We start from the raw sequence: 25,403 nt of genomic DNA on the forward strand, positions 1-25,403 counted from the left end.
CCGGAGAGGAGGCTGGCAATGCCAAGTCTTAAGGACCTGAAAAACCGGATCGAGAGCGTCAAGTCGACGCGCAAGATCACCAAGGCCATGCAGATGGTCGCGGCGGCCAAGCTCCGCCGCGCCCAGGATGCAGCCGAGGCCTCGCGCCCCTACACCGAACGGTTCAACGCCGTTCTGGCGGGGCTGGCCAAGGCTGCCGCAGGGTCCGAAGCCGCGCCGAAGCTGCTGCGGGGCACGGGTGACGACAAGGTGCACCTCCTGGTGGTCATGACCGCCGAGCGGGGCCTGTGCGGCGGCTTCAACTCGTCGATCGTGAAACTCGCGCGCTCGCATGCCGACCGGCTGATCGCCCAGGGCAAGACGGTGAAGATCCTCACCGTCGGCAAAAAGGGCCGTGAGCAGCTCAAGCGTGACCATGCCGACCGCTTCATCGCCCATGTCGATCTCAGCGACGTGCGCAATATCGGCTATGACAACGCCCAGAAGATCGCGGCCGATCTGATCGCCCGGTTCGATGCCGGCGAATTCGATGTGGCGACGATCTTCTTCAACGAGTTCCAGAGCGTGATCAGCCAGATCCCGACGGCGCAGCAGGTGATTCCGGCCAAGTTCGACGAGGTCGAGACCGAAGCCGAGCACACCGGCCTGGTCTACGATTACGAGCCCTCGGAAGAGCAGATCCTCGCGACCCTGCTGCCCTCGGGCGTGGCCACCGCGATCTTTGCGGCACTGCTGGAAAATGCTGCCTCGGAACAAGGCGCGCGGATGTCCGCGATGGACAACGCGACGCGCAACGCTGGCGATATGATCGACCGGCTGACCATCGAATTCAACCGTTCGCGTCAGGCCGTCATCACCAACGAGCTGATTGAAATCATTTCGGGCGCCGAGGCGCTCTAACCGGAACCGGAGACGAAACACATGGCAAATGCAAAAGGCAAAGTGACCCAGGTCATCGGCGCCGTTGTCGACGTTCAGTTCGAGGATCACCTGCCGGCGATTCTGAACGCCCTCGAAACCGATAACAACGGCAAGCGTCTGGTGCTCGAAGTGGCTCAGCACCTTGGCGAGAACACCGTGCGCACCATCGCGATGGACGCCACCGAGGGCCTCGTGCGTGGTCAGGAAGTGACCGATGTGGGCGAGCCGATCCTCGTGCCCGTCGGCAACGCCACCCTGGGCCGCATCCTCAATGTCATCGGCGAGCCGGTTGACGAGAAAGGTCCGGTCGTCGCGACCGAGCGCCGCGCGATCCACCAGCCCGCCCCCGAATTCGACGAGCAGGCGACCGAAACCGCGATCCTCGTCACCGGCATCAAGGTGATCGACCTTCTCGCCCCCTACTCGAAGGGCGGCAAGATCGGCCTGTTCGGCGGCGCCGGCGTGGGCAAGACCGTTCTCATCATGGAACTCATCAACAACATCGCCAAGGTGCACTCGGGCTATTCCGTGTTCGCCGGCGTGGGTGAGCGGACCCGTGAGGGCAACGACCTTTACCACGAGATGATCGAATCCAACGTTATCAAGCCCGATAACCTCGAAGAGAGCCAGGTGGCCCTCGTCTACGGCCAGATGAACGAGCCTCCGGGGGCCCGTGCCCGCGTCGCGCTCACCGGCCTGACCCTGGCCGAGCAGTTCCGCGACCAGTCGGGCACCGACGTGCTCTTCTTCGTCGACAACATCTTCCGCTTCACGCAAGCCGGTTCGGAAGTGTCGGCCCTTCTCGGCCGTATCCCCTCGGCCGTGGGCTACCAGCCGACGCTGGCCACCGACATGGGCGCGATGCAGGAACGCATCACCTCGACGAAAGCCGGCTCGATCACCTCGATCCAGGCCGTCTACGTGCCCGCGGACGACCTGACCGACCCGGCCCCGGCGACCACCTTCGCCCACCTCGACGCCACGACCGTTCTGAGCCGGGCGATTTCGGAACTCGGCATCTACCCGGCCGTGGACCCGCTCGACTCGTCGTCGCGGATCCTCGACCCGGCGGTCGTCGGTGAAGAGCACTACCAGGTGGCGCGTGACGTGCAGAACATCCTGCAGCGCTACAAGTCGCTTCAGGACATCATCGCCATTCTCGGCATGGACGAACTCAGCGAAGAGGACAAGCTGACCGTGGCCCGCGCCCGGAAGATCCAGCGTTTCCTCTCGCAGCCCTTCGACGTGGCCAAGGTGTTCACCGGCTCGGACGGTGTCCAGGTGCCGCTGGAAGACACGATCTCGTCGTTCAAGGCGGTTGTCGCCGGCGAATACGACCACCTGCCGGAAGGCGCCTTCTACATGGTGGGCGGCATCGAAGAGGTGATCGCCAAGGCCGAGAAAATGGCGGCGGAGGCTGCCTAAGGAGGGCCATTCATGGCTGACATGATGCAATTCGACCTGGTCTCGCCCGCGCGGCGGCTCGCTTCGGGTGAAGCCAGCGCGGTGCAGATTCCCGGCGCTGACGGCGATTTCACGGCGATGGCCAACCATGCGCCGACCATCGCCACGCTGCGGCCGGGCATCGTCACCGTGCAGGGGGCGTCGGGCGAAGAGAAATACGTGGTCACCGGCGGCTTTGCCGAGATTTCGCCCTCGGGCACCTCGGTTCTGGCCGAACGGGCGATGCCGGTTTCGGAAGTGACGCAGGAGGTGATGGACGAGTTCGTCACCGCCGCCGTTGCCGCCCGCGATAACGCTCAGCCGGAGATGCTCGATCAGCTTGCCAAGCAGGTCGGCGATATCGCCCAGGTGGCGGCTGAGCTCGGGCTGCAGGCCAAGGCGAGCTGATACCAGCGACCGCGAGATGAATCAGGAAAAGCCCCGTGCTGACATAGCGCGGGGCTTTTTCGTGTTTGGTGGGGAGTTTTGCCCTCGCTGGTTCTGTGGGATGGGCTGCGACTTTGCCAAAAAACTATTGACCAATAGGGTGTCAGGCAAACATTCACCGGAAAACCGGAAAACCGGAAAACCGGAAAACCGGAAAACCGGAAAACCGGAAAACCGGAAAACCGGAAAACCGGAAAACCGGAAAACCGGATTTCTGGAGATATTGCTACCCTGTAAAACGGCGTGGCCGCGCGATTGAACCAGGCCGCCCTTCACTCAAAGAAAACGGGCCGGTATGCCGGTCGGGTGGTGGTCCCGACGCGGCCACCGGCCCGCCTTTGGAGCGCGTTCTGACCGGCTAGAGATACGCGGCCAGCTCCTCCTTACGCGCTTCCTGATAGTGATCGAAGGATGACGAGAACCAGGCCGTACCGCGCGTCGCCCCGGCGAGAGCGTTGAACAATTCGTCCTCCGCCGCCATCGGCAGCAGCGCCTGGAACACATCCCAGCCCGCCGCGCTGTCATGAGCCTCAAAGCCGAGCACCTGGCCCTTCAGCCCCGAGACGATCGGCACCAGCCCGCCCGAGAACAGGCTCGGCACATGGATGTCGACCTTCATGATCGGCTGCAGCAACACCGTGCCGACCTCCGCCAGCGCCTCCTTGATCGCGTTCTTGCCGGCGGTGCGGAAGGCGTAGTCCGACGAGTCGACCGAATGCGCCTTGCCGTCCTTCAGCTCGACCGACACATCGACCACCGGAAAGCCGTTCGGCCCCTCGGTCAGCGCATCCACCGCGCCCGCCTCGACGGAGGGGATGTAGTTGCGCGGCACCGCGCCGCCTTTCACGGTTTCGGTGAAGGCGAAGCCCGAGCCGCGCTGTTCCGGTTTCAGCGCCACCACTACATCGGCGAATTGCCCCGCGCCGCCGGATTGCTTGCGGTGGCGGTGATGGATTTCGGTTCCGCGTTGGATCGTCTCGCGCAGGGCGGGCGGCACCGGCGCTTCCTCGACCTCGACGCCGAAATCGTCGGCGAGTTTCTGGATGACACGGCGCAGATGCAGCGGCCCCTGGGTGGCAAGCACCGGGCTGCCGGTCTTTTCGTCCTGGCTGACGGACAGGCCCGCGTCGATCTCATCGAGCCGTTCCAGCGCGGTGGAGAGGCGGCTGTCATCCTTGTCATGGACCGGGCTTATCAGGCGGCGGAAGGCCGAGGCATGGGGGCGTGCCCAGTCCGGCAGGCTGTCCGCCGCCGTCGCGGTGAAGGCGCGGCCGGCCGCCAGGTGATCGGATTTCACCGTCAGCCCGAGACCACCCGCCGCGAGCGTGGCGAGGCCGGATTTCGCGTCCAGATCGGTGAGCGATCCGACATTGGCCCCGCCAAGCGGCTGGCCGCCGGCAATCTCACCGCCCAGTGCGCGCACCAGCACGGTCTTGCCCAGGTGTTTCACCACATCCGCCATCGCGCCCACACCGAGCGCGCCGCCCGCCAGCCGTGCCGCCGCGACCTCGACGCCGGGGGCCTCGTGGCGCAGCGATTTCATCAGCCGGGTGATCCCGTTGCGGTGCTCGGCGCTGCCGAGGAAGGCGGGCACGAGGTCATGGTGTTGAAGGGTACGGGTGGCGACTTCATAGACCTCTTCGGCCATCACCGCCTTGTCTTCGATGATCTCTTCCAGCAGCGCATCGTCGAAATCTGCGTAGCTTTCGAGCAGTTCCGCGCGCGCCTCCTCTTCGCGCGGGCGCACGGCTTCGGGGATCTCCATCAGCGTCGAGGGCGATCCGTCATGAAACTTCCAGGCCCGTTCCGATACCAGATCGACCATGCCGACGATCTCTTCGCCCTGCCGGATCGGCACTTCGCGCAGCACGATATGATGGCGCGAATAGGTCTGCAGCGCCGAAACGGTTTGCGACATCCGGCTCACCGGCATATCGGTCTTGTTGATGAAGATGAGGGCGGGCACGCCCGCCTCCTCGATCATCCGCAGATAGGGCGCGGCCAGCACCGCGCCTTCGGCATCGGCGGGTACGCAGAGCACGGCGGCGTCAGAGGCCGCCAGAGCGCCGCCCACCGGCGCAAGGTTTTCCGATCCGCCGGCGATATCTATCGCTGCCCAGTCCTCGCCCATGAACCCGAAGGAGCGAACCTGTGCGACGCCGGGGATGTCGAATGCCTTGCCGGGAGACCCGTCGAGACCGACCAGGGCCTCGACGAGTGTTGATTTGCCGGAGTGGGACGGTCCCAAAACGGTGAAGACTCTCATGAGCGGATCCTCCTTCGGTGAACGCTCCAACATTACCGCGATGATGGACCCCGGCCTTGCGTCAGATCAAACCTTTACCTTGCCGCCTGCACTTTACGCACGCTAAGTCGCGGCATGGAAACGCCGCGCCATGCTCTCTTGTTCATCCTGGCCACGATCCTGCTCGATGCGATCGGGGTCGGCCTGATCTTTCCGCTGATGCCCGACCTGATGCAACGGGTGGGTGCAGCCGATGCGGCGTCGGGTGCGCTGCTCGGCGGGATATTGATGGCCGCCTATGCGGCGATGCAGTTTCTGTTTGCACCGCTGATTGGCGGGCTGTCCGATGCGCTGGGGCGCAAGCCGGTGCTGCTGATCGCGCTGGCCACGCTGGCGGTGGATTACGTGATCATGGCGCTGGCTCAGGGCTTCTGGCTGTTGCTGGTCGGCCGGGTGCTCGCGGGCATTGCCGGGGCGACCTATATTACCGCCACCGCCTATCTCGCCGATATTTCGCCGCCGGAGAAACGCGCGGCGAATTTCGGCCTGATCGGCGCGACCTATGGGATCGGCTTCGTCATGGGGCCGGCGCTGGGCGGGCTGTTGGCGGCGTGGCACCTCACCGCGCCGTTCTGGGTTGCGGCCTGTTTCGCGGCGGCCAATGTGGCGCTTGGGCTGCTGGTGCTGCCCGAGAGCCTGCCGCCGCAGCGCCGCCGCCGCTTCACCCGGGCCGATCTCAACCCGTTCGGCGCGATCGGCGCCGCGTTTCGGCTGCCGGGGCTCGCACTGCCGTTGATGGTGTTGTTTACCTTCGAGTTCGCCAACATGGTCTACCCCACGCTCTGGGCCTTCTGGTCGCGCGAAACCTTTGGCTGGAGCGCGGCGGTGATCGGCACGTCCTTCGCCGTCTATGGCATCGGCGTGGCCGTCACGCAGGGCGCGGTGCTGCCCGTCCTGATCCCCCGCATCGGTGAGTTCCGCACTCTCATCTTCGGTGCCATCGCGGCCATTGCCGCGCTGATCGGGCTTGGCGTTGCGCCCTTCGCCTGGGTCGTCTTCGCGCTGATCCCGCTCGCCTGTCTGTCGGATATGGTGCCGCCGACGGCAACGGCGATGATGTCGAACCAGGTGCCGGAAGACCGGCAGGGGCTCTTGCAGGGGGTGATCGCCTCGCTCGGTTCGATCGCCGCCGTGGTGGCGCCGCTGCTGGTGACGCCGCTGTTTCATGCCTTCGCGGCGGAGGATGCCCGGCTCTACATGCCGGGGGCGCCCTTCATAGCCTCGGGCCTGCTGCTGATCCTTGTCTTTCCCGCCTTCCTCGCGCTGAACCCGCAGCGAAAGCGGGCCGCCCCCTGAGGCTTGCAGCCCCTGCGAGTCTTGGGCATTGTCGCCCCGATTATTCAAACGAGCAGATGAGCGGATGTGGAAGATCAGAACCCATCGGATGGGGATCGACCAGGGCAGCCAGGTCCTGTTTTCCGACTATAAGCACAATGGCAGGATGTGGTCGGGCGAGGGCGAGCGCGAGTTCCGGATGGCGGTGGATTTTTCCGAACCCTTCCTGACCGCACCGGCGGTAAAGGTGAGCCTGTCGATGTGGGATGTCGATCACAGCACCAACCAGCGGATGGATATCAGTGCCGAGAATGTCGGCGCCGACGGGTTCGACCTGGTGTTCCGCACCTGGGGCGATTCCCGCATCGCCCGCGTGCGCGCCGACTGGATCGCGCTGGGCGAGGTGCCCCATGAGGACGATTGGGAATTGTCGTCCTGAGCGGCCCGACCGGCTTCAGGAGTAATGCGTTTCGTACAGCGGTTCGAGCGTGGCGTCTTCGAACAGCGACGAAACACTGGTGCCGCCCCAGATATTGAGGATCGCCTGGGCAAAGATCGGCGCGGTGGGCACCACGCGGATGTTCGCCGCAGAGCGCACCGCGGCGGTCGGCTCGATCGTGTCGGTGATCACCAGGCTCTTCATCACCGAGCCGGTTACCCGTTCCACCGCCGGGCCCGACATGACGCCATGGGTGATATAGGCATGCACTTCCTTGGCGCCGTATTCCATCAGAAGCTCGGCGGCCTTCACCAGTGTGCCGGCGGTGTCGGCAATGTCGTCGATGATGATGCAGCGCTTGTCCTTGACCTCGCCGATCACGGTCATCTCGGCGATTTCACCGGGCTTTTCGCGGCGTTTGTCGACGATGGAGAGCGGCGCGTTGATCCGCTTGGCAAGCTCTCGCGCCCGGGCCACGCCGCCAACGTCGGGGCTGACCACCATCACTTCGTCGAGGCAGTCCCTGAAGTGATGCTTGATGTCGAGGGCGAAGATCGGGCTGGCATAGAGGTTATCCACCGGGATATCGAAGAAGCCCTGGATCTGGGCGGCGTGAAGATCCATCGTCAGCACCCGCTCGATGCCGGCATGGGCGATCATGTTGGCCACCAGCTTGGCGCTGATCGGCGTGCGGGCCTTGGTGCGGCGGTCCTGCCGGGCATAGCCGAAATACGGGATCACGGCGGTGATGCGCGCGGCCGAGGAGCGGCGCAGCGTATCGGCGATGATCAGGAGTTCCATCAGGTTGTCATTCGCCGGGTTCGAGGTCGGCTGGATGATGAACATGTCTTCGCCGCGCACGTTCTCGTGGATCTCGACGAAGATCTCCTGATCGTTGAACCGTTCGACCCGGGCATTCACGAGGTCGACCTTCGCACCGCGATGGATCGACATCCGCCGGGCAACGGCGGTCGAGAGGGTCAGGTTCGCATTGCCCGAGATGAGCTTGGGTTCGTTGATGGCTGGCATTCTGGCATCCCTGGCGGGTCGTTTCATGTAACAGAATCGCGACGGCGCGTCGTTGACACCGCTTAGCACCGGGCTAGGGTCATGACCACCACAAGGCGCGCGGGGAGACACAAAATGCCACGGATCGACGTCTATTTCAGCACGATTTCCCCTTACACCTACCTGTCGCTGCCGCGCTTTCGGGCAGTGGTGGCGGAATACGGGCTCGATGTGGTGTGGAAGCCCTTCGATATCGTCGCGCTCTACGGGCGCACGGGCGGCACGCTGCCGGCTGAGCGCCACCCCTCCCGGCAGGCCTACCGGCTGGCCGACCTCGCCCGGCAGGCGAAGCGCGCGGGGATGCCGATCAATGTGGAGCCTGCGTTCTTCCCCACCAACCCGGCCCCGGCCTCTTACGCAATCATCGCCGCGCAGCAGGCGGGCGGCGGCGATATGTTCGCGCTTGTCGAGGCGGTGCTGGCCGCCTGCTGGGCGGGGGAGAAGAACATCGCCGAAGACGAGGTGGTGAAGGCGGCGCTGGCCGGTGCGGGCTTCGATCCGGCGCTGGCCGATACCGGGCTGTTCACCGGCGCCGAGATCTATGGCCGCAACCTGGAAGATGCGGTGCAGGCCGGTGTGTTTGGCGCGCCGAGCTTCGTTACCGGCGACGGGGCGCTGTTCTGGGGGCAGGACCGGCTCGACGATCTCGCCGACCATCTTGCGCAGGGCTGATGCCGGTTCCGCTGGTTGCAGGCTTTCCCACCCATGTCACGCGCTCCGGTTCCGGGGCGCGGCGGGCGGTGTTCCTGCATTGCTCGCTCGCCCATAGCGGGGCCTGGGCGCCGGCGCAGGCGGTGCTGGCCGAGAGGCTCGACATGGTCTGCTTCGACCGGCCCAGTCACGGGCGCAGCGGCGCTTGGGATGGAGAGGGTGGCGCGGCGGGGCTGCTCGATCTGACCGCGCGGATCGCGGGGGCGCTTGCGGGCGAGGGGGCGGATATCGTGGGCCACAGCTTCGGCGGCATCGCGGCGCTGCGGCTGGCGCTCACACGGCCCGACCTCGTGCGCAGCCTGACCCTGATCGAGCCGCCGCTCTTCGCCGCGATCCGGGGCGGCCCGCGCTTTGCCGCCCATGCAGGGGCGATGGAGCGGTTTGAAGCCGCCCTAGCGGCAGGCGACCGGATGAAGGCCGCTGAAATCTTCAACGCCGCGCTCAGCCCGGAAAGCCCGTGGAGCGAGATGACGCAAGCCGCCCGCGCCGGGCTGGCGCGGCGCATTCACCTTATCGCCGATGAAAACCCGGTGACGCTGGACGATATTGCCGGCCTGCTCGCGCCGGGCGGACTTGACGCGGTTGACCGGCCCGTCCTTCTGATCGGGGGAGATCTTTCGCCGCCGATCATGGACGAGGTCATGTCGGCGCTCGCCGCCCGGTTGCCGGCTGCGCGGCGTGCGGTGATCGCGGGGGCAGGGCATATGTCACCCGTCACCCACCCGCAGGCGGTGGCCGGCGAGATCGCGCGGTTTCTCGGCCTTTAGCCGCGCACGAGCGCGACGAAACGGTCGATATCCTCGTCGTTGGCCGACCAGTCGCAGACCATCCGGGCGGTCAGCATCTCGTCCGGGTCGTTGCCCTCCAGATGCCCTGCCCAGAGGTAATATTGCGCCCCGGCCTCGTGCAGCCGCCGGTGGCCTGCCCGCGACCAGCCGGCGAAGCTCATATTCGCCTGCGGTTCATGGGCAAAGCTCACACCGGGCAGTTGCCTCAACCCGCGCACCAACCGGGCATTGGCGGCATTGGCGGCGCGGGCCATTTCCAGCCAGAGCCCGTCTTCGAGATAGGCGAGCATCTGTGCCGAGAGGAAGCGGTGCTTGGAGAAGAGATGCGCGCCACGCTTGCGGCGCAGTTCGAATTCCCAGGCTTTCGCCGGGTCGAACAGGATCACCGCTTCCACGCCCATCAGCCCGTTCTTGGTGCCGCCAAAGCTCAGCGCATCCACGCCGGCTTTCCAGGTCATCTCCGCCGGGCTTGCGCCGGTTGCTACCAAGGCGTTGGCGAAACGCGCGCCGTCGAGATGCACGGGCAGGCCATATTCCTTCGCCACTGCCGCCAGCGCGCCGATCTCGGCTGCCGTGTAGACCGTGCCACGCTCGGTGACGTTGGTGATCGACACCGGCCCGCGCTGCGGCCCGTGCACGCCACGGCTTTCTTCCGCCTCGATCGCGGCGCGCAGCGCGCCGGGCAGCATCTTCTCGCTGTCGCCCACCAGCGTGAGCTTGGCCCCGCCGGTGTAGAATTCCGGTGCATTGCACTCGTCTTCATGGATATGGGCGACGGGCGAGCAGAACACCGTTTCAAAGGGCTGGCTCAACGTGGCCAGCGCCAGAGAATTGGCGGCGGTGCCGGTGGCGACGAGGTAGATCGCCGCTTCGGGCGCCTCGAACAGCTCACGCATCTGCCTGCGCAGCGCATTCATCAGATCGTCGGCCCCGTAGGGCATGGCATAGCCGTCATTGGCGGCGGTGAGGGCGGCCATCACCTTCGGATGGACCGGGCCGGAATTGTCGGAAGCGAAATGCATGATTATTGGTCCTCGATCACGTAATCTTCCCAATCTTCCTCATCCACCTCGAATTCGGGCACGGTCCAGCCGCGCACCGAATGGCCCTCGTGCACGCTGTCGGGGTCGCCGGTCAGCAACGGGTGCCAGTCGGGCAGCGGCTCGCCTTCGTGGCGCAGCCGGTAGGCGCAGGTAGAGGGCATGAAATAGGCGACCTTGTCCATCGTCTCGGGCGTGAGCACGATGCATTCGGGCACGAATTGCAGGCGGATATCGTATTGGGCGCAGCGGCAGGTCGCGCCGTCGAGCAGGCGGCAGGCGACGCGGGTAAAAGCGATTTCGCCGGTTTCTTCGTCTTCGAGCTTGTTGAGGCAGCATTTGCCGCAGCCGTCGCAGAGCGCCTCCCATTCCTCGGGCGTGAGCTGGCGCAGGGGAAGCTCCCAGAAGCGGTGGCGCAGCCGGGCCATCAGAGGGCGGCCAGCACGCCGCGCGCCTGTTCGCAATCGGCGTTCATCTGGGTAATCAGCGCGTCGAGGCTCTCGAATTTCGCTTCGGGGCGCAGATAGTCGATCAGCGCCACCGAGAGGTGTTCACCGTAGAGATCGCCCTTGAAGTCGAACAGGAAGCTTTCGAGGTTCGGCAGGTTTTCCCCGAACATCGGCCGCACGCCCATGCTCGCCGCCCCGCCATATGCGCCGGCATGGGGGCCGGTGAGCACATCGACCTTCACCACATAGACGCCGAATTTTGGCGGGTGCAGCCCGCTGATCGACATATTGGCTGTGGGAAAGCCAAGATCGCGGCCGCGCTGGTCGCCGCGGATCACCTTGCCGTCGATCCGGTGCCAGTGGCCGAGCATCCGCGCGGCATCGCGCGGGCGGCCCTCGGTCAGCGCCTGGCGGATGGCGGTGGAGCTGATTTCTTCGCCGGTGTCATGCATGAGCGGCGCGACGGTCACGCCGAAGCCAAGCTCCTCACCGAGCGCCTGCAACGTTTCGGGATTGCCCGCACGGCCCTTGCCGAAATGGAAATCCTCGCCGACGACCACGTGGCGCAGCCCGAGCCCGTCGACGATCACCCGCCCGGCAAACTCGTCGGGCGAGAGCGTTGAAAGCGTGTCGTTGAACGACAGCTCATAGAGCTTGTCGACGCCGAGCCAGTCCAGCCGGTGGGCCCGGGCCTCGGCGTTCATCAGCCGGAAGGGCGGGGCCTTGGGCGCGAAATACTGGCGCGGATGCGGCTCGAAGGTCATCACCCCGAGCGGGGCGCCAAGGCGCTCCGCCTCGGTCCGGGCGATGTCGATCACATATTGATGGCCGCGATGCACACCGTCGAAATTGCCGATGGCCGCCGACGCGCCCCGGTCCTGATCTTCGACGAATTGCCAGTCTCGAATAATCCGCATGACAAGCGAGTTAGCCCGGCCCCCGCCCGCGTGCAAGCCACAGTCGCGCCCGCCGGTGCGCTTTGCGTGCCGATGGCTAGTGCAGGCAAAGATACAGGCGTTCTATCACGTAGGAATACTGGCCGGTGGGAACGTTGCGAAAACTCGCAAACTCCGCTTTCTTTTTTGGGCCTTTGGCGCAAATGCGTGCCGCTTCTGCATCTGCCTTGTTCAGCGCCACCTGCTTGTCTTCCGCTGCCAAGAACTCGAACACGTTGCCGTTCAACTGAATGCTGACACTGTCGCCGTTGAACTGAGAAACGACCGGTTGAAGGTTGTCGACGGAGACACCGCACGACGCAAGAAGAACTGGCACGGCCAAAGCAGCCAAACGGGTACGCAACATGTTTTACTCCACACAAGGTTGTGCAATGAAAAGATCACTACAACATTAATAAATCAAGAATTTTCTGGGAATTCAGGCGCAACTCAATCGGCGCCTTCCGAACGAAGATTCGCCTTTAAGGAGAGCGATGCTGCTTTGCCGTGCCGGTGTGCGTTTCCAGCCAGTGCAGGAGCGGCTCAGCCTTGCCGCCGCTCGCCAGTCAGTCGAACTTGCCCGAGGGCGCCAGCACCGTGGCCTCGCCTTTCAGCACCAGCTTGTGGCCGACGAAGGCTTCGGTTTTCAGCTGCACCCGGCGTTTGGAATAGTCGATTTCCATCACCGTCACCTCGGCGCGCACCACGTCGCCGGGGCGCACGGGAGCGATGAATTTGAGGTTCTGGCCGAGATAGACGGTGCCGTGCCCGGGAAGCTGCTCGCCGATCACAGCCGAGATCAGCCCGGCGGTCAGCATACCGTGGGCGATACGGCCCTCGAAGATCGTGTCCTGCGCATAGGAATCATCGAGATGCACCGGGTTGCGGTCGGTCGAGACCTCGGCGAAGAGCTCGATGTCGCGGTCGGTGACTTCCTTGGTGAGATGGCGCGTCATACCGATTTCGAGATCTTCGATCACGATCGTGCCGCGAGGCAAATTGTCCAACATCCGCTCCTCCAGGTAATATTCTCACCAAGCCTGTGCCGGGTTGGCAAGAATATTACTTTGCAGGTGCAGAAAATCAAGCCCGCTCTTTGCGCTACCTCAGGAAGCCGCTGGCATAGGTCGGGGTGACCATTTCCCTTTGAATGAAGGCGTCGAGCGCGGCGGGGTCGGGCTGCTGCGACGTTTTGGTTTCATCCGCCGCAAGGCCGCCAGTGACGAAGAGGGAATCGATATCTTCGCCGAGCGCGCCCTGGATATCGGTGTGAATCCCGTCGCCCACGGCGAGGATGCGGCTGTTATCGGGGGCGATCCCCAGCGCCGCGAGCCGGGCGCGGGCGAGGTCGTAGATCGCCGGATGGGGCTTGCCGAAATAGAGGCTCTCGCCGCCCATTTCGGTGTAGATCCGGGCAATCTCGCCGGCGCACCATTCGCGCACCTCGCCCCGGTCGACCACGAGATCGGGGTTGGCGCAGAGCAGCTTCAGCCCCTTCTGCTTGGCGTAGAGCAGGTGCGGGCGCAGATCGGCGGGGTTGGCCAGCGGGTCGAACGGGCCGGTGCAGATGATGCCTTCGGCCTCGTCGAGCGGCACCCGGGTGATCTCAACCGGGTTTTCGATCAGTTGCATCGGCTCGAAGAACACCTCGTCATGAGGCTCGCCCATGAACCAGACTTTTTCACCCGCCGCACCGCGATACATTGCCGCCCGCGCCGCATCGCCGGACGAGGCGATATCGTCATAGCTGTCGCGCGGCAGGTCCATCCGGTCGAGCTGGGCCTGCACGGCACTGCGCTGGCGCGGCGCATTGGTGACGAGGATGACGGTGCCACCGCCGGCCCGGAACTTCTGCAGCGCCGCAACGGCGGCGGGAAAGGGGCGGATACCGTCATGCACGCAGCCCCAGAGATCGCACAGCAGCACGTCATAGGGCTGGGAAATCTCGGCAAGCGTTTCGACGATCCGGGTCATGGTGGCTCCTTTCGCCCCCTTGTGCCCGCGCGCCTGCAAAAAGGGAAGGGCGCGCGCGATTGCGACTTGGAATTCCGCTGCCGGAAACTCATATAGCAAAAAACGAATATAAAGATGGAGAGCTCCAGATGAGCAATTTCACCAAGCGGCAGGTTCTCGGCCTCAGCGCCCTTGCCCTCGTGGGCGTGGCCGGGATCGGCTATGCGATGACCGGCACCGGCGAGGCCGGGTTCGACCATCGGTTCATGACGGTGGACGAAATGCGTGCCACCGGCGGGCTGATCGTCGATATCCGCACCGCGCCGGAATGGTCGCAGACCGGGGTGATCGAGGGGGCGGAGCTCGTCACCTTCACCGATCCGGCGAGTTTTCTGGCGAAGGTCGGCCCGCAGCTCGCCGATGGGCGCGATCTGATCCTTGTCTGCCGTTCGGGCAACCGCACCTCGGCCGCCGCGCGGGCGCTGCAGGGCATGATCCCGAACCGCATCGTTTCGGTCGATGGCGGCATGAGCAAGGTGATCGCTTCGGGCTACCGGACCGTTTCGCCGAGCTGATCGGCGCTTTCGGGGTTGACCTGCGGCCCTGTGACGCGCTGGAATCCTTTGGAACAAGGACTGAGGTTACATATTTAGATTATTGAATGCGTAGACCATTCCCCGGACCCGGGGACGCAAAGGAGAAACGGCGATGTTCGGTTTTGGCGCGGCCCCGCAGATCGAGGGCTTTGAGCACAAGGTGATGAGTGTTGACGAGATGAACGCCTCCGGCGCGCTGATCGTCGATATCCGCACGCCGCCGGAATGGTATCAGACCGGCGTGATCGAGGGGGCAAAGCTCGTCACCTTCCAGGATCCGCAGACTTTTCTGGCCGAGATCAAGGACGAGATTGCAGACGGGCGCGACGTGGTGCTGGTCTGCCGCTCGGGCAGCCGCACGCAGGCGGCGGGCATGTATCTGGCGCAGATGATCGAGAACAAGGTGATCTCGGCCGCTGGCGGGATGATCGAGATCGTCGCCCGGCAGGGCTACCAGCCGGTCGCCCCGGCGGCGTAATCGCCCCCACAGAGCAACAGCGCGCCCCGCCCGAACCGGCGGGGCGTTTCATTTCCGGCGCGCGGAGTCCTGCGCGGCATCGTCACCTTATGGCCGGAAACCGCCCAAATGCCCCCTGCGACATTCCTGCGCGTGCAGTATCGGTAATTGCTGAATAACTGCCGGCCCGTTACCGAAAGCCCCGCGACCGACCGCGGGGCTGAAACAACGAGAGGCAGATCAATGACGCTCGCAAAATCCTTCGCCCTCCTTCTGGCCGGCACAGTCGCCACCCCGCTCCTCGCAGCCCATAACAACCCGTGGATGAGTACCGAAGATACCGTTCTGATGCAGTATCACGATGAGAACCTCGCTCAGAGCGAGGGCACGCCCGGCGAGGATGAAATGCTCGGGGTGATGGTCCGCGACGCCTACGGCAAGCTGGTGCTCGATGCCGGTCGGGATGACGGGCTTGGGTTGGCGCAAGGTTACTCCGGCGGCGGTGCGCAGGGTGGTGGCAGCGGCGGCCAGGACGGCGCCCGGGCCCGCCGCTGATCGCCGGGCAATAGAAAACCCCCGCAGACGATCCTGCGGGGGTTTGTTCAGCCAGAGTTGCGGCAGATCAGAGTTTGAGGTTCGGGATGATCTGCTTTTTGCGGCTCACAACGCCGGGCAGCACCACCGTATCGCCCTCGACGGTGGCGGCGAAGCTCTTTTCGGCCACCGTTTTCACCAGCGCGTTCGGCACCAGCAAGGTGGCTTCCTCGTTGAGGATATCGACGACGAAAAGCAGCACCTGATCGACGCCATCTTCCTCGGCCACGGTCTTCATCGTTTCCATCAGGCTCGCCTTGCGGTCGAGCGGGATATCCGGCGCGGTGGTTTCCAGCACCGAAACGCGGAACTTCGTGCCCTCGATGGCGTATTCCTTCGAATCCATCCGCAACAACTCGGCATCGGAGAAGGCCGAGACATCGGATTTCGCGGCGAACATCTCGGCGGCATAGTCCGGGATCGAAATGCCCAGTTCATGGGCGAGGTCTTCGGCCACTTCGCGATCGCGCGGTGTGGTGGTGGGCGAGCGGAATTCCAGCGTGTCTGAAAGGATGCAGGACAGCGCCAGCGCGCGGATTTCGTCGGTCATCCTGGCGGTATCGTCGCCCATCAGGTCATACATGATGGTCGCCGTGCAGGCGACAGGGCGGATGGTGATGTCGATCGGCCCCTTGGTTTCAAGCCCGCCGGCAAGCTTGTGGTGGTCGATGATCTGGCGCAGATCGGCGGCGTTGATGCCGGCCGGCAGCTCGGCGGGGTTGTTGGTGTCGACCACGACGCAGGGCTGATCGGCGTCCACATCCGCGATGATGCGCGGCTTGGCCACGTCCCAGCGCTGGAGCACGAAGGCGGCCTCGGTGTTGGGTTCGCCCAGCAGCACCGCCTCGGCGGGGGTGCCTTTCACCTCGGAAAGATACCAGGCCCAGATCAGCGGCGAGCCGGTCGAGTCGGTGTCGGGCGATTTGTGGCCGAAAACGAGGGTGGTCATGGTCGCGGTTCCATTCGTGATTGGGAGTTCGCGGGCCTTATAAGATAGGGGCGGGGGCTTGTCACGCGGCTCTTCGCAGCTGCGGCATTTGCGGCGGGGCGGGGTGATGGCGAGGCTGTCTGCGGCGCGGGGATCTGTTGCCGAACGTCTCCAGAAATCCGGATTTCTGGAGTCTTTGTGGCCAGTGAAATCGCATAATATCAATGTGTTGCCTGTTTCTCTGCGTTAACCCCGCGTTCATCTTTCTTGCCGGGCCAGCTCTCCGCCGCGCTTCCCCTGCCGCGCCCAACCGCCTACAAGGCGCCATGACCCGGCCCCGCGAAACCGATCTCTACGCACCCGTGAAGGCGCATCTCGAAGCCGCCGGCTACGAGGTGAAGGCCGAGGTGGGTCCGGCGGACGTGGTCGGCGTGGCCGGGGACGCGCTGGTGGTGGTGGAGCTGAAGGCCGGCTTTTCGCTCACCCTGTTGCAGCAGGCCGTTGCGCGCCAGAAGCTGACCGACAGTGTCTATGTCGCCGTGCCGCGCTGGCTGGGGCGGGCCGGGTGGAAGGCGTTCAAGGGCAATGTCGATTTGTGCAGGCGGCTGGGGCTGGGCGTGCTCTCGGTGCGGCTGGACGACGGGTTTGTCCAGGTCCATGCCGATCCGGCGCCGTTCCGCCCGCGCAAGTCGCCCGCCCGTAAGGCGCGGTTGCTTGGCGAGTTCGCCCGGCGCACGGGCGACCCCAATACCGGCGGCACCAATGGCAAGATCGTCACCGCTTACCGGCAGGATGCCGAACGCATCGCCGCCTTCCTCGCCGCCAACGGCCCGAGCAAGGGGGCGGTGGTGGCGAAGGAGACCGGTGTGCGGCTTGCCACACGGATGATGGCCGACAACCATTACGGCTGGTTCGAGCGGGTGGCGAAAGGTGTCTACCAGCTAGCCGAGCCGGGGCGTGCGAAGGCCGGGGATTGACGGCAGATCGCGTGTGACGTTACTGTCAGGGACCAGACAGGAGTGCAGACGATGATCAAGCTGGGCATGCCTTCCCGCCGTATCCGCTGACGCCACGCGCGTCGGCCCTGCAATTCTTTCCCGGAGTATCCTGATGATGGACCAGCACGGCTGACCGGCCCACCGGCGCATTGCGCCCGTTTCCATTGATCACGGAGGTCATCCATGACCCGCAAAACCAAGAAGCCCGCCCCGGCGGGCAAAGGCGGCGTGCCGAAATCCACGCCGAAACCCTCGCGCACGCCCGCGCATCTGCCGGGCCAGCCTGGCAAGGGGGGCTTTGACAAATCCGTCAAACACATCCCGCTGCCCGGCAAATCCCGGGGGCGCTGAAAGAAGGGGGCGCGGCCGCGGTCGCGCCCCTGACAATCGTGTTGTAAAAACCGACAATTTTGATCAGGATCAAGTCCGCCCCACCCTGAGCGCGCTAGGGGAGGGGAAAACGGAGACGTATCATGAAGCCCTTCACATTGGCTGCCTGCCTGATCGGCCTCGCCGCCCCGGCGCCGGGCGAGGGGTTCGACACGATGGAAGCGCTGGGCGAGGCGCTGTTTAACGATGCGGCCCTCTCGGCCAACCGCACCCAGTCCTGCGCCACCTGCCACAACCCCGATTTCGCCTTCACCGACCCGCGCGAGACCGACGCGGGCCTTGCCGTGTCGCTCGGTGACGATGGCGCCAGCCTGGGCGACCGTAACGCCCCGACAGCCGCCTATGCGATGTTCTCGCCCCGCTTCGAACAGCTCGATCCGGGTATCTACCGCGGTGGTCAGTTCCTCGACGGACGCGAACCCGATCTCGAAGGCCAGGCAGGCGGCCCGCCGCTGAACCCGATCGAGATGGGGATGCCGGACAAGGCCAGCGTGGTGGCGCGGCTGCGCGAGAACCCCGATTATATCGACGCCTTCGCCACGCTGTTCGGCCGCGATGTGTGGAACGAGACCGACGCGGCATACCGGGCGATGACCGAAGCGATTGCCGCCTTCGAGCGCACCGAGGTTTTCGCGCCTTTCGACAGCAAGTATGACCGGTTTCTGCGTGGTGAGGTGGCGCTGACGCAGGAGGAAGAGCTTGGGCGGCTCCTGTTCTTTTCGCAGCAATTCACCAATTGCAATCTTTGCCACCAGTTGCGGACCTCGCCGGTGGCCGCGGACGAGACCTTTTCCAACTACGAATACCACAATATCGGCGTGCCGGAGAACCGCGCCGTCCGCTCGATGACCGGCGTGACCGGGATCGACCACGGGCTTCTCGCCAATCCGGAGGTGGACGATCCGGCCACCGACGGCAAATTCAAGGTGCCCACCCTGCGCAACGTGGCGGTGACCGGCCCCTATATGCATAACGGCGTGTTCGGCGATCTGCGCACGGTGGTGCTGTTCTATAATATGTACAACACCAAGACCCCCGAAATGCTGATCAACCCCGAAACCGGCGCGCCCTTCGCGCCGCCGGAAGTGCCCGACACCTTGTCGATGGAAGAACTCACCCACGGGCCGGCGCTGGACGACAAGCGGATCGACGCACTGGTCGCCTTCATGAAAACCCTTACCGACGCGCGGTATGAGTATCTTCTGGAGTAGCGGGTTCCGGACAATCCTGCTCTCGCTGCCGGGGCTGGCATTGTCGGCGTCAGGAGCGGCGGCCCTGGCAATGGGCTCGAGGAGACGGTCCCGGCATCGTCGAACGCTATCGACGAGGGAGATCCCACCCCTCCGCGGCTCCGGTCATGCCTTTCTTTCTCCGCGCTGGCGGCAACATCCGGGTTCACTGCAACACCGGGTGTCAACGCACGGGTCAAATGGCGACAAAAATCCTCTCCCGTGCTGTTGACAGCCCCGCGCCCGCTCCCTAGCTATGCGCCGTTAGCACTCGCCCCCGGTGAGTGCCAAGACCTGAACAACAGAGTTGAGGAGCCTCTGAAATGGCATTTACTCCCCTGCATGACCGCGTGCTCGTGCGCCGCGTTGAAGGCGAAGAAAAGACCGCTGGCGGTCTGATCATCCCTGACAGCGCCAAGGAAAAACCCGCCGAGGGCATCATCGTGGCCGTGGGCGCGGGCGCCCGTGACGAAGATGGCGACCGCATCCCGCTGGATGTGAAAGAGGGCGACAAGGTTCTCTTCGGCAAGTGGTCGGGCACCGAGGTGACCGTCGACGGCACCGAAATGCTGATCATGAAGGAATCCGACATCATGGGCATCATCGCCTGATCGTCGGACCGCAATCGAAACAGATTTGAACAGGAGCTAGAAACATGGCCAAGGACGTCAAGTTCGGCAACGACGCCCGCACCAAGATGCTCAAAGGTGTGAACATTCTCGCGGATGCGGTGAAAGTCACCCTCGGCCCGAAAGGCCGCAACGTGGTGCTCGACAAATCCTTCGGCGCCCCGCGCATCACCAAAGACGGTGTGTCGGTCGCCAAGGAAATCGAACTGGAAGACAAGTTCGAGAACATGGGCGCGCAGATGGTGAAGGAAGTCGCCTCGCGCACCAATGACGAGGCCGGCGACGGTACCACCACCGCCACCGTGCTCGCCCAGGCGATCGTGACCGAGGGCATGAAGGCGGTTGCCGCCGGCATGAACCCGATGGACCTCAAGCGCGGCATCGACCTCGCCACGCAGAACGTGGTTCAGGCGATCAAGGACGCCGCCCGCGAAGTGAAAGACAGCCACGAAGTCGCCCAGGTCGGCACGATCTCGGCCAACGGCGAAGAAAACATCGGCCGCTTCATCGCCGACGCGATGCAGAAGGTTGGCAACGAGGGTGTGATCACCGTCGAAGAGAACAAGGGCATGGAGACCGAAGTTGAGGTCGTCGAAGGCATGCAGTTCGACCGTGGCTACCTCTCGCCCTATTTCGTGACCAACCCCGACAAGATGCTCGCCGAGCTCGACGATTGCTACATCCTGCTGCACGAGAAAAAACTCTCGTCGCTGCAGCCGATGGTGCCGCTGCTTGAGCAGGTCATCCAGTCGCAGAAGCCGCTCCTCATCATCGCGGAAGACGTGGAAGGCGAAGCGCTGGCCACCCTCGTGGTCAACAAGCTGCGTGGCGGCCTGAAGATCGCCGCCGTGAAGGCGCCGGGCTTCGGCGATCGCCGCAAGGCCATGCTGCAGGACATCGCGATCCTGACCGGCGGCCAGGTGATCTCGGAAGATCTGGGCATGAAGCTCGAAAATGTCACCATGGACATGCTCGGCACCGCCAAGACGATCACGATCTCGAAAGAAGAGACCACCATCGTCGACGGCGCCGGTGAGAAGGCCGAGATCGAAGCCCGTGTGGCCCAGATCCGCACCCAGATCGAGGAAACCACCTCCGATTACGACCGTGAGAAGCTGCAGGAGCGTGTTGCGAAACTCGCCGGCGGCGTGGCCGTGATCCGCGTGGGCGGCATGACCGAGGTCGAGGTGAAAGAGCGCAAGGACCGCGTCGACGACGCGCTGAACGCCACCCGTGCCGCCGTTCAGGAAGGCATCGTGGTTGGTGGCGGCGTCTCGCTGGTGCAGGCCGCCAAGGGGCTCGACGGGCTCGAAGGCGCCAATGCCGATCAGAACGCCGGTATCGCCATCGTGCGCCGCGCGCTCGAATCGCCGCTGCGCCAGATTGCCGAGAATGCCGGTGTCGACGGCGCCGTGGTTGCGGGCAAGATCCGCGAGTCGGACGATCTGACCTTCGGCTTCAACGCTCAGACGGAAGAATATGGTGACATGTTCGCCTTCGGCGTGATCGACCCGGCCAAAGTGACCCGCACCGCGCTGGAAGACGCGGCCTCGGTCGCCGGTCTGCTCATCACCACCGAAGCGATGGTTGCCGAGCAGCCCGCCAAGGAAGGCGCCGGCGGCGCCCCCAGCATGGCCGACATGGGCGGCATGGGCATGATGTAAGACCTTTTCCGGCTTTGTCCGGAAAGGCTCTTCGCCAATCGAACCACGGAAAGGGCCGCCTCGCGCGGCCCTTTTTCATTGCCGGTGCGGCAGCCATGCGCGGGCGAGGCAGCGGCCCGGGCGGCTGTGGCCGCGCGCAGGGCCGGTCTGGCACCGATGACGTGGCGGCATTTTGCCAAGCCGTCTTAAAAACCAGCGGAAAAGATCCTATGTAAAGCTACGTAACATTTGCTTCGGGGGACATTCCTATGCGACGCATACTTCTTCCAATTCTTCTGATCGTGCTGGCCGCGCCCGCACTGGCGCAGGATGCGGCCGACTGGCGCTTTGGCGGCGATGCCTATCTCGCCGGGCGCAACGTGACCCTTGCGGGCGACGCGGTGCAGGATTTGTTCATCGCGGGCGACAAGGTGACCGCCCGCGCCGATATCGAGGGCACGGCCCATATGGCCGGGCGCTATGTGACGCTCGAAAGCCGCGTTGGCCAGAACTTCTACGGTGTCGGCATGGCGGTCGAGGTTGATGGCACCGTGGCTGGCAACGTTACTGCAGCGGGCGACAGCGTGATCGTGAGCGAGCCGGTGTCGGGCAACCTGCGCGCCACCGGCTCCAGCGTTGACATCACCGCGCCGGTTGCCGGCAATGCCATTCTCGGCGGTGAACATGTCACGCTTGATGCAACTGTCGGCGGCGATCTCGCGCTGGCAGCGGCCAATGTCGACTGGGGCGATGGCGCCCGTGTTGCGGGCGAGGTGCATATCTATGCCGACGATCCGTCGTCCATCGAGGTGCCCAGCAGCGTGGCGGGCAGCGACCGGGTGATCCTGCACGAGATGGGCGAATGGGACGATGTGGACGGCATGCCATCGGTGGATCGCCCGGGCTTCTTCCAGCGCCTGACGGGCTGGCTGGGCGGTGTGCTCGTCGTCGGCGTGCTGGGCACGATCTTTGCCGCCGTGGCGCCGGGCTACCTCGCGGGCCTGCGGGAACGGGCGCTGTCGCGGCCGCTGCGCACCGGCGCGGTCGGCTTTGTCGGCCTCTCGGCGCTGGTCGGCTCGGTGGTGTTCCTGGCGATGACCGGGATCGGCATCGTGCTGGTGCCGGTGTCGATCATCGCGGCGGTGCTGCTTGGCATACTCGGCTATGTGATCGGCGCCTATGCGATCGGCGTCTGGGCGTTCGGCATGGCGGGGCGCGGTATGCCGGACAGCACCGGCGACCGGGCCATCGCGGCCTTTGCCGGCGCTGCCATCGGCGCGCTGATCGGGCTGATCCCGTGGCTCGGCTGGCTGGCCGTCATGGCGATCTTCCTCGTCGGCGCCGGGGCGCTCGTCGCCCGGATCATGAAACTGGGCGTGGCTGACATGGCCTGACGCAACGGAGCAGCTGGGGGTGCCGGGCTCTGGCCCGGTGCCCCTCGCATCCCGTGTATTCCCACCGTATCTTATTCCCATGACACGTTTCGCCGCGCTCCTGATGTGTACCCTCCTGACCCCTCTTGCCGTCTCGGCACAGGGCACGGGAGGCGACGACCCGGCTGCGCCGGGGCAGGATTGCGTGATCCTGCTCCATGGGCTTTCGCGGTCGCCCACCTCGATGCTGGTGCTGGAGGAGGCGCTCATCCAGCTCGGCTATCATGTGGTAAACGATGGCTACCCCTCCAACGAGGCGAGTGTTGAGGAACTGGTGCAGCTTGCGATTCCGCCGGCGGTGGAAAAATGCGGCGCGGAGCGCACCCATTTCGTCACCCATTCGATGGGGGGCATTCTGGTCCGCGTCTGGCTGAAGGATTTCCGCCCGATCAATATGGGCCGGGTGGTGATGCTCGCGCCGCCCAACCATGGCTCCGAACTGGTCGATGCCTTCCGCGATTACAAGCTTGGCGATTTCGAGCCGTTCGAATGGCTGAACGGCCCCGCCGGGCTGGAACTGGGCACGGAGCCGGGGTCGGTGCCGAACAATGCTGGCCTTCCCGCCTATGAGCTTGGCGTGATCGCCGGCAACCAGTCGATGAACCCGATCTTCTCGCGCCTCATCGAAGGCGAGGACGATGGCAAGGTCTCGGTCGAGAGCACCAAGATCGCGGGCATGGCCGACCACATCGTTCTGCCGGTGACGCATACCTTCACCATGGTGAGCCCGTTCGTGATTGCCGAAGTGGTCGAATTTCTCGAAACCGGCAGGTTCGATCATGAACTGACCTATGGCGACGTGCTCGACCGGGTGCGCGAGGAGGCGGGCTACGATTGAGATGCCCGTGCCGGCGCGGCTGGGGCCGTTGCGTATCGGAGGACATGCGCCGGAGCATTCACGGCCATCTGGAGATAGAATGGGCATGGGCAAGGGGGGCAGACTCCCCCGGTGGGCCTGGTCAACACCTCCAGAACTCTAGAGTCCTAGAATCCTGGCGCCAGGCTATGTAAAAATTCCTTTGCATTAAAATATCTTAAGTCTCTATCCGCGTTAAGATTTCCGCTATCTTCTAAAAGATCCTGACGGCGGGGGCCGGTGCGGCGGCCGACCGGCACCAAAGATGGCGGATCAGCCCTTTGCCGGGCCCGTGATCCGGTTGACATGCCCCATCTTGCGGCCCGGTTTCACATCGGCCTTGCCGTAGAGATGCAGCGCGTTGGCCGGATCGGCGGCCAGCGCGGGCAGGCGGGCCATATCTTCACCGATCAGGTTTTCCATCACCACGTCGCTGTGCCGGCTGCCATCCCCCAGCGGCCATCCCGCCACCGCGCGGATATGCTGCTCGAACTGGTCGATCACGCAGCCATTCTGCGTCCAGTGCCCCGAATTATGCACCCGGGGTGCGATCTCGTTGACGATCAGCCCGTCCTGTTTGACGAAGAATTCGATCCCCATCACGCCGACATAGTCGAGCGCCCCGAGGATCTTGCGCGCCGCCTCGATGGCCTGCCGGTGCTGCGGCGCCGAAAGTGCGGCGGGCACGGTGGTGGTGGCGAGAATGCCATCCTTGTGCACGTTCTGGCCCGGATCGAAGCAGACCACCTCACCATCCAGCCCGCGCGCGGCGATCACGCTGACCTCGAAGGTGAAATCGACGAAGCCTTCAAGGATCGACGGCGCGCTGTTCATCGCATCGAGCGCGGCCCGTGCGTCGCCCGCCGCGCCGATCCGGGCCTGCCCTTTGCCGTCATAGCCAAGGCGGCGGGTCTTCAGGATCGCGGGCGTGCCGGTGCTCTCCATCGCGGCGGCGAGATCGCTCGCGCCGTTGACCTCGGCAAAGGGCGCGACCTGCAGGCCAAGCCCTTCAAGAAAGGTCTTTTCCACCAGCCGGTCCTGGCTGAAATGCAGCGCTTCGCGGTTGGGCCGCACCGGGCGCAGGCTTTCGAGCAGGTCGAGCGCGGCGGTGGGGATGTTCTCGAATTCGTAGGTGATGACATCGACGCTGGTGGCAAAGGCGCGCAGCGCGTCTTCATCGTCATAGTCCGCCGTGGTCACCCGGTCGGCCACCTGGCCCGCCGGGGGATGTGCGCCCGGCTCGAAAATATGGGTTTTCAGCCCCAGCCGCGAGGCCGCCACCGAGAGCATCCGGCCGAGCTGGCCGCCGCCGAGAATGCCGATGGTGGCGCCGGGCGCGAGGGGGGCGCTACTCATCTTGCGGCGCGTCCGGGATCGAGGCGGAGAGAGCGGCGCGCCAGGCGTCGAGCCGTTCGGCCAGATCCGGGTCCGACAGCGCGAGAATGCCCGCTGCCATCAGCCCGGCATTGGCGGCGCCCGCAGCCCCGATCGCCATCGTGGCGACGGGGTAGCCCTTGGGCATCTGGACGATGGAATAGAGGCTGTCGACGCCCGAGAGCGCCTTGGTCTGCACCGGCACGCCGATCACCGGCACCCGGGTTTTCGAGGCCATCATGCCGGGCAGATGCGCGGCTCCGCCGGCACCCGCGATGATCACCTGCAGCCCGCGCCCGGCGGCAGCCTTGCCATAATCCCACAGCCGGTCCGGCGTGCGATGCGCCGAGACGATCTTCGCCTCATAGGCCACGCCAAGCTCGTCGAGAATATTCGCCGCTTCCTTCATGGTCGGCCAGTCCGACTGGCTGCCCATGATGATGCCCACTTTCACGTCTGCCATAACCGCCTCATCTGCAGGAATGGGCCTTCTACGCGCAAA

General features: G+C 64.8%; 29 protein-coding genes. 18 read left to right on the plus strand and 11 right to left on the minus strand.

Annotation, left to right across the window (positions count from 1 at the left end; genetic code table 11):
• The first annotated feature begins 18 nt into the window (after positions 1-18).
• Genes QMG28_RS04300 through QMG28_RS04315 form a run of 4 tightly spaced genes read left to right on the plus strand, consistent with a single transcriptional unit; the run spans position 19 to position 3,070 of the window.
• Complete coding sequence (locus QMG28_RS04300; protein ID WP_281840917.1) at positions 19-900, plus strand: F0F1 ATP synthase subunit gamma; 882 nt, start codon at positions 19-21, stop codon at positions 898-900.
• Positions 901-921: 21 nt separating this feature from the next.
• A complete protein-coding gene (gene atpD / locus QMG28_RS04305; protein ID WP_281840918.1) occupies positions 922-2,346 on the plus strand; it encodes a F0F1 ATP synthase subunit beta in 1,425 nt (474 codons plus the stop codon).
• A 12-nt stretch (positions 2,347-2,358) separates the two neighbouring features.
• Positions 2,359-2,772, plus strand: a complete 414-nt coding sequence (locus QMG28_RS04310) for a F0F1 ATP synthase subunit epsilon (RefSeq protein ID WP_281840919.1) — start codon at positions 2,359-2,361, stop codon at positions 2,770-2,772.
• Positions 2,773-2,788: 16 nt separating this feature from the next.
• The gene (locus QMG28_RS04315; RefSeq protein WP_281840920.1) at positions 2,789-3,070 is read left to right on the plus strand and encodes a hypothetical protein; all 282 of its coding nucleotides are present in this window, start codon (positions 2,789-2,791) and stop codon (positions 3,068-3,070) included.
• A gap of 99 nt (positions 3,071-3,169) precedes the next feature.
• Here the strand turns inward: QMG28_RS04315 and QMG28_RS04320 are convergent, their stop codons facing one another.
• On the minus strand, positions 3,170-5,077 hold the full coding sequence (locus tag QMG28_RS04320; RefSeq protein ID WP_281840921.1) for an elongation factor G: 1,908 nt from the start codon (positions 5,075-5,077) through the stop codon (positions 3,170-3,172).
• 114 nt (positions 5,078-5,191) lie between these two features.
• On the opposite strand from QMG28_RS04320, the gene QMG28_RS04325 reads away from it, so the two are divergent.
• On the plus strand, positions 5,192-6,412 hold the full coding sequence (locus tag QMG28_RS04325) for an MFS transporter (protein ID WP_281840922.1): 1,221 nt from the start codon (positions 5,192-5,194) through the stop codon (positions 6,410-6,412).
• Between the two features lie 64 nt (positions 6,413-6,476).
• A complete protein-coding gene (locus QMG28_RS04330) occupies positions 6,477-6,830 on the plus strand; it encodes an H-type lectin domain-containing protein (RefSeq protein WP_281840923.1) in 354 nt (117 codons plus the stop codon).
• Between the two features lie 15 nt (positions 6,831-6,845).
• Here the strand turns inward: QMG28_RS04330 and QMG28_RS04335 are convergent, their stop codons facing one another.
• Positions 6,846-7,859, minus strand: coding sequence for a ribose-phosphate pyrophosphokinase (locus QMG28_RS04335; protein WP_281840924.1), 1,014 nt, complete (start codon positions 7,857-7,859; stop codon positions 6,846-6,848).
• A gap of 114 nt (positions 7,860-7,973) precedes the next feature.
• On the opposite strand from QMG28_RS04335, the gene QMG28_RS04340 reads away from it, so the two are divergent.
• Both QMG28_RS04340 and QMG28_RS04345 read left to right on the plus strand, forming a co-directional pair.
• Positions 7,974-8,570, plus strand: coding sequence for a 2-hydroxychromene-2-carboxylate isomerase (locus tag QMG28_RS04340; RefSeq protein WP_281840925.1), 597 nt, complete (start codon positions 7,974-7,976; stop codon positions 8,568-8,570).
• Positions 8,570-9,376, plus strand: coding sequence for an alpha/beta fold hydrolase (locus tag QMG28_RS04345; RefSeq protein ID WP_281840926.1), 807 nt, complete (start codon positions 8,570-8,572; stop codon positions 9,374-9,376). The genes QMG28_RS04340 and QMG28_RS04345 overlap by 1 nt, the downstream gene beginning before the upstream one ends.
• Here QMG28_RS04345 and QMG28_RS04350 read toward each other — a convergent pair.
• From QMG28_RS04350 to QMG28_RS04375, 6 genes are all read right to left on the minus strand, one after another.
• Complete coding sequence (locus tag QMG28_RS04350) at positions 9,373-10,419, minus strand: threonine aldolase family protein (RefSeq protein WP_281840927.1); 1,047 nt, start codon at positions 10,417-10,419, stop codon at positions 9,373-9,375. The two genes, QMG28_RS04345 and QMG28_RS04350, sit on opposite strands and share 4 nt — an antisense overlap.
• A gap of 2 nt (positions 10,420-10,421) precedes the next feature.
• Entirely contained in the window at positions 10,422-10,865 is a 444-nt protein-coding gene (locus tag QMG28_RS04355) for a YcgN family cysteine cluster protein (protein ID WP_281840928.1), read from the minus strand.
• A complete protein-coding gene (locus QMG28_RS04360; RefSeq protein WP_281840929.1) occupies positions 10,865-11,803 on the minus strand; it encodes a bifunctional riboflavin kinase/FAD synthetase in 939 nt (312 codons plus the stop codon). Before QMG28_RS04360 ends, QMG28_RS04355 begins: the two co-directional genes overlap by 1 nt.
• Positions 11,804-11,879: 76 nt before the next feature.
• Positions 11,880-12,188, minus strand: coding sequence for a hypothetical protein (locus tag QMG28_RS04365; RefSeq protein ID WP_281840930.1), 309 nt, complete (start codon positions 12,186-12,188; stop codon positions 11,880-11,882).
• A 199-nt stretch (positions 12,189-12,387) separates the two neighbouring features.
• Positions 12,388-12,831, minus strand: a complete 444-nt coding sequence (locus QMG28_RS04370) for a MaoC family dehydratase (protein WP_281840931.1) — start codon at positions 12,829-12,831, stop codon at positions 12,388-12,390.
• Between the two features lie 91 nt (positions 12,832-12,922).
• Positions 12,923-13,795: a TIGR01459 family HAD-type hydrolase gene (locus QMG28_RS04375; protein WP_281840932.1), complete on the minus strand. Its 873-nt coding sequence runs from the start codon at positions 13,793-13,795 to the stop codon at positions 12,923-12,925.
• 128 nt (positions 13,796-13,923) lie between these two features.
• On the opposite strand from QMG28_RS04375, the gene QMG28_RS04380 reads away from it, so the two are divergent.
• The 3 genes from QMG28_RS04380 to QMG28_RS04390 all read left to right on the plus strand — a co-directional run bounded on the left by QMG28_RS04380 (position 13,924) and on the right by QMG28_RS04390 (position 15,382).
• Positions 13,924-14,349, plus strand: a complete 426-nt coding sequence (locus QMG28_RS04380; protein WP_281840933.1) for a rhodanese-like domain-containing protein — start codon at positions 13,924-13,926, stop codon at positions 14,347-14,349.
• Between the two features lie 133 nt (positions 14,350-14,482).
• Positions 14,483-14,848, plus strand: a complete 366-nt coding sequence (locus QMG28_RS04385; RefSeq protein WP_281840934.1) for a rhodanese-like domain-containing protein — start codon at positions 14,483-14,485, stop codon at positions 14,846-14,848.
• 222 nt (positions 14,849-15,070) lie between these two features.
• Positions 15,071-15,382: a hypothetical protein gene (locus tag QMG28_RS04390; RefSeq protein ID WP_281840935.1), complete on the plus strand. Its 312-nt coding sequence runs from the start codon at positions 15,071-15,073 to the stop codon at positions 15,380-15,382.
• Positions 15,383-15,449: 67 nt separating this feature from the next.
• Here the strand turns inward: QMG28_RS04390 and QMG28_RS04395 are convergent, their stop codons facing one another.
• Positions 15,450-16,370 carry a manganese-dependent inorganic pyrophosphatase gene (locus QMG28_RS04395; RefSeq protein WP_281840936.1) on the minus strand — a complete coding sequence of 307 codons (921 nt, stop codon included), beginning with the start codon at positions 16,368-16,370 and terminating at the stop codon, positions 15,450-15,452.
• Positions 16,371-16,675: 305 nt separating this feature from the next.
• Here QMG28_RS04395 and QMG28_RS04400 point away from each other — a divergent pair, with 305 nt between their 5' ends.
• The 7 genes from QMG28_RS04400 (at position 16,676) to QMG28_RS04430 (ending at position 23,509) form a co-directional block, all read left to right on the plus strand.
• Positions 16,676-17,326 (plus strand): DUF2161 domain-containing phosphodiesterase, encoded by a 651-nt coding sequence (locus QMG28_RS04400; RefSeq protein ID WP_281840937.1) that lies wholly within the window; start codon positions 16,676-16,678, stop codon positions 17,324-17,326.
• 204 nt (positions 17,327-17,530) lie between these two features.
• Positions 17,531-17,698: a hypothetical protein gene (locus QMG28_RS04405; RefSeq protein ID WP_281840938.1), complete on the plus strand. Its 168-nt coding sequence runs from the start codon at positions 17,531-17,533 to the stop codon at positions 17,696-17,698.
• Positions 17,699-17,820: 122 nt separating this feature from the next.
• Positions 17,821-18,948 carry a cytochrome-c peroxidase gene (locus QMG28_RS04410; RefSeq protein ID WP_281840939.1) on the plus strand — a complete coding sequence of 376 codons (1,128 nt, stop codon included), beginning with the start codon at positions 17,821-17,823 and terminating at the stop codon, positions 18,946-18,948.
• A gap of 341 nt (positions 18,949-19,289) precedes the next feature.
• Positions 19,290-19,577 (plus strand): co-chaperone GroES, encoded by a 288-nt coding sequence (locus QMG28_RS04415; protein WP_281840940.1) that lies wholly within the window; start codon positions 19,290-19,292, stop codon positions 19,575-19,577.
• A 44-nt stretch (positions 19,578-19,621) separates the two neighbouring features.
• Entirely contained in the window at positions 19,622-21,259 is a 1,638-nt protein-coding gene (groL, locus tag QMG28_RS04420; protein ID WP_281840941.1) for a chaperonin GroEL, read from the plus strand.
• Between the two features lie 248 nt (positions 21,260-21,507).
• A complete protein-coding gene (locus tag QMG28_RS04425) occupies positions 21,508-22,632 on the plus strand; it encodes a DUF8173 domain-containing protein (protein WP_281840942.1) in 1,125 nt (374 codons plus the stop codon).
• A gap of 79 nt (positions 22,633-22,711) precedes the next feature.
• On the plus strand, positions 22,712-23,509 hold the full coding sequence (locus QMG28_RS04430) for an esterase/lipase family protein (RefSeq protein ID WP_281840943.1): 798 nt from the start codon (positions 22,712-22,714) through the stop codon (positions 23,507-23,509).
• A gap of 291 nt (positions 23,510-23,800) precedes the next feature.
• On the opposite strand, the gene QMG28_RS04435 is transcribed toward QMG28_RS04430, so the two are convergent.
• Complete coding sequence (locus QMG28_RS04435) at positions 23,801-24,883, minus strand: 5-(carboxyamino)imidazole ribonucleotide synthase (protein ID WP_281840944.1); 1,083 nt, start codon at positions 24,881-24,883, stop codon at positions 23,801-23,803.
• Positions 24,876-25,364, minus strand: coding sequence for a 5-(carboxyamino)imidazole ribonucleotide mutase (gene purE, locus QMG28_RS04440; protein ID WP_281840945.1), 489 nt, complete (start codon positions 25,362-25,364; stop codon positions 24,876-24,878). Before purE ends, QMG28_RS04435 begins: the two co-directional genes overlap by 8 nt.
• Between the last annotated feature and the right edge of the window lie 39 nt (positions 25,365-25,403).

Source organism: Sinisalibacter aestuarii (assembly GCF_027923545.1).
Taxonomy (GTDB): domain Bacteria; phylum Pseudomonadota; class Alphaproteobacteria; order Rhodobacterales; family Rhodobacteraceae; genus Sinisalibacter; species Sinisalibacter aestuarii.